At 47.6% G+C, this 3,817-nt stretch carries 4 protein-coding genes and 2 pseudogenes; all 6 read right to left on the bottom strand.

Annotation, left to right across the window (positions count from 1 at the left end):
* A pseudogene (locus tag E8E75_RS27945) lies at window positions 1–350 on the bottom strand (hypothetical protein); the annotation flags it as partial.
* Window positions 351–358: 8 nt separating this feature from the next.
* Window positions 359–492 (bottom strand): annotated as a pseudogene (locus tag E8E75_RS27940) (IS5/IS1182 family transposase); the annotation flags it as partial.
* A 91-nt stretch (window positions 493–583) separates the two neighbouring features.
* Window positions 584–1,090, bottom strand: a complete 507-nt coding sequence (locus E8E75_RS27935; RefSeq protein WP_153918645.1) for a hypothetical protein — start codon at window positions 1,088–1,090, stop codon at window positions 584–586.
* Window positions 1,087–1,986, bottom strand: coding sequence for a hypothetical protein (locus tag E8E75_RS27930; protein WP_153918647.1), 900 nt, complete (start codon window positions 1,984–1,986; stop codon window positions 1,087–1,089). The genes E8E75_RS27935 and E8E75_RS27930 overlap by 4 nt, the downstream gene beginning before the upstream one ends.
* Before the next feature lie 565 nt (window positions 1,987–2,551).
* On the bottom strand, window positions 2,552–2,935 hold the full coding sequence (locus tag E8E75_RS27925) for a DUF1311 domain-containing protein (RefSeq protein ID WP_280359994.1): 384 nt from the start codon (window positions 2,933–2,935) through the stop codon (window positions 2,552–2,554).
* On the bottom strand, window positions 2,917–3,817 hold a 901-nt coding region (locus E8E75_RS27920; RefSeq protein ID WP_280359992.1), incomplete at its 5' end, for a pesticin C-terminus-like muramidase. The genes E8E75_RS27920 and E8E75_RS27925, both read right to left, overlap by 19 nt.

The raw sequence follows: 3,817 nt of genomic DNA, 5'->3' as shown, positions 1-3,817 counted from the left end.
GCATCCCACTTTCTTTCCTGGTAATACCATTCACTTTCGTAATGAATAACCAGTTGAGAAATAGACTGGGCATGCGCCGGTATACGCAGTGCCGCCTGCAACTCTTCGGCGGTCATTCTGCCGTCGCGGTTGGTATCGATGATCTCGTAGAGGCGGGATCTGACTGGCCCCCTATCAGACTTGTCGGCCCTGGCGCGGTTGGATTCGATAGCCTCGTCAGCCAACGAAGCGGACATCGACTGAAGGAAATATGCCAAGGCATTGTGCGGTGGGTCGTCGTTGTAGATGACGTCAAAGCCCTCCCAGGACCACGTACTGAGCCAAGGCGAAACCCCAAGTTCTTCACGCACTCAGCTGTCGGGTAATGCGGCTCGATAGGGACAACCAAGCCCTTCCACGGCAACACTGATCCAGTTCGATCAGGAACAACTCCTCGCGGGTTTGCTTGTACTTGCCTGCGTACTCGGCATCAGCGATGGTCATCTGTTTAATCGGAAAGCTCGGCGGGTGCACTTCAGGTATTTTCCAAAATCTGAATGTCTTCTTCAGAGCTTCCCCCGGAAGCACGCCCTGTCGATGGAAATCAGAATTCCTCCCTCATGCACTCAAGTAAGTTTTTATTTTCTTTTGTTAGCGGAAACTTAAGACCATTAACATCCGCATGCGCTCCACATATCCCAAGACCTAATGCCGTAGGATCTACCCCTTGAGACCTTATTATAATATCGCCCCCATTTCTGACCAAGCGTATTGCACCTTCACTTGTACCCCTAAACAGCTCTCCGGCCACAAATTGCATATCAAATGAGAATGAGCACACGTGCTGACTGGCTTGAGTACTGTATAAACTCACCCTATATCCAAAAATAGATTTACCTATGCTTAAGTAATCATGAAACTCATCAGAACAAGATGCACCATCAATTGGAGAAGTGCATAAATAGCTTTCATTTTCATAGCACCCACTCCAGTCGTCGCTCCAAAGCACCTCCCCCTTTTCCCTGCTACTTACCGAAGAATTATCATTTTCCTCAGAAGAACATACAGATACGGCAGTAATCATTAGCAAAATAACGGACAAATTTTTCATTTAGCCTTCCTGCCAGTTAAGTACTTGGCACGCCCTCTTCCTGCCTCATACTGCGTAAGCTCAGGGGTCTCGCGTATGTAGGCAGCAAGCTTCTCAGAGTTATTTTCTGATATATATGGAATTTGCCTATCCCACATACGCCCTTGTTGATAAGTTAAGTCTACCGCCATGTCCTGAATACGTGAATCAAGAGAATCCCAAGAAGCTTCTCCAGCACCTACGGCATTGGAATACCGCTCCATTGCTGCAGACAGATACCCTGGATAAACCACAACTTCAAATAGTACGCGCTGCGCCTCTCTAGAAATAGCTCCAAACGCATCCCTATTTGTGCTTACAAAGTCTCTTGCTACTTGCCCGTACAAACCTGCTCCAGTAGAAAAACGCTTGGCAGCAACTGGCTCAACCCCCGCGACAATAAGATCTGCATAGACTGATGCTGAGGTACGATGACGCATGTCATAACCGCGCCCCAAAGTTACTCCAGATGCCCCACCCGGCCAATGCAAGCGCCTACTAAAGTAGAAGCTTGCTGGATCGTCATTTCCTTCAGCATCAAAAGTCACTTGACCTGCTTCAACTACCAAATCGTTAGCACGCGGCATCATATTTAACTGAGTTAATAGTCTGATTGGATGTAAGTGACAAACCCTCCCACTTTTTGGAAATATTCCTTTCGCAGCCACTTCTCCCCACCAAGCAAGTTTCTTGACTCGTTCTTTCTCCGCAATCCAATTAAGCATTGGTGCCGAGAACGTGTGCCCCAACACTTTATCCAGCGCATCCCACTTTCTTTCCTGGTAATACCATTCACTTTCGTAATGAATAACCAGTTGAGAAATAGACTGGGCATGCGCCGGTATACGCAGTGCCGCCTGCAACTCTTCGGCGGTCATTCTGCCGTCGCGGTTGGTATCGATGATCTCGTAGAGGCGGGATCTGACTGGCCCCCTATCAGACTTGTCGGCCCTGGCGCGGTTGGATTCGATAGCCTCGTCAGTCTCGGTCCTCAGCAGTTCGATCTTCTGCTCAGACGACAGACCATCGAGGATGACGCGAAGCACAAGAAAATCTGCGCTGCGTGGCGTGCCGGGGTGAGCTTGGTTTTGCGGCGACGTCTTGTTGTAGCAGGGCTGGTGAGTAATTACCGGCGTGTCTTTGGTGAGCTTCAGCCATGTTTTGTTTTTGGCCGATAGATGTTCTGCCCACGCCCGGCTCGCGCCTCCCCTATTTACCTCAAAATTTCACTGCACAAGCAGCAAAAGCATACAGACTACATATTTTGAACCTTCATCCTGAAGAAGCACGAGTCAAAATCTTCTTCATATAGGATTTTTGCCAAGGCACAATTTTCCCTAAAATATGCATCTCCCTCCACCCCAAAAGAAGCGCTCATTACTGCCTCATAAACACTTGACATTCGCCCCTTATCTCCCATAATCGCCAACTCTGAAATCCTTTTTATTTCCCCCCACCCCAACCGGTTTCTATATAAACAAGCTCTAAAAATCTAAAATAAGTCATGGAAGAAACACAACTATCCCTCTCTATTCCGGCCTCCTCCCCAGGATAAACGGAATAGTAAATATGCTTGCACCGTGAATCCCTGAATTTAACCCATAGGCGTTGACCATCAACAAGCTGTTTCCTATAAATAAAATTCTCATCTCCCAGCACTTCCTTATAGCGGTCATTGAGTAATTTATCGACTGCCACATAGGACCTATTTATGCATTTCAATATTTCACTAGTAGCAATGCTTGATGGCAGGCAGCGCTCATTTGAAAGTACTCTCCCCGAAAACACCGACCCGAATATGAAAAACACTATTGCCAGCAGTTGCATTTCAAACCTCTCTCAAATAGTTTTGCCTCTTGTTCCCTGCGAACGATCACCCCGCCAAGACCAGGCTTCCCCTCCCAGAGCCTTTTCATCGACCGAATTCTTCCCGGAACGCGCTCTTCTTGGCCAGTCGCTAGGTCCTCAGCTATCTGCTTCATCTCTACACGCGACGCGGGATTGGGGTTATAGAAATCGCTCCCTCTATTGATGACCAGCGACAGTATTGATCCTTGGCAATGGGGGTGAAGCTTAGTCAGCTCAGGGTATGCATCAAGAACAAGCCTTGCGTAGCGCTTCTTCATTTTCACAGCAAGGACACCAGCTTTTTCTTTAGATATTGAAATATCAGAAACAGAGCACAAAGCAGTACGAGCACTTTCGCCTTTTCTACCCACCACAGCCAAAAGTCTTTCGAGGCTTTGTGGTGTGTATATCTCACCCAATTCATCCCGCACTTGCCCCACTGTCTGCTGACCTAAATCGTAGCCATACCCTACAGTCACCCCACTTATCCCGGCCGGCACATACGGATATTCCTCGTACCCTTCCATTTCCAAAATAAAATCAAACGACTCCTTCGAGACTATTAGGATTCCAACAGGAGTCTCCATGCTATAAGAGTCTACAATGCATTCTTGAGGGCAAATGCCACTACCAAAAGCCATAAGCTCTATAGGATGCAAGTGGTACACCCCACCCTCTTTTGGAAGTTTTACCTTCTCTGCAACACCCTCCCACCAACTCAACTGTTTGATTCGCTCTTTTTCCACCACCCAGTTCAGAATTGGTGCGGAAGTGGTGTGCCCCAACACTTTATCTAGTGCATCCCACTTTCTTTCCTGGTAATACCATTCACTTTCGTAATGAATAACCAGTTGAGAAATA

Source organism: Pseudomonas sp. BN606 (assembly GCF_029873115.1).
GTDB lineage: Bacteria > Pseudomonadota > Gammaproteobacteria > Pseudomonadales > Pseudomonadaceae > Metapseudomonas.
The sequence above is the reverse complement of the archived record's forward strand: the minus strand, read 5'-3'. Positions and strand labels throughout refer to the sequence as shown.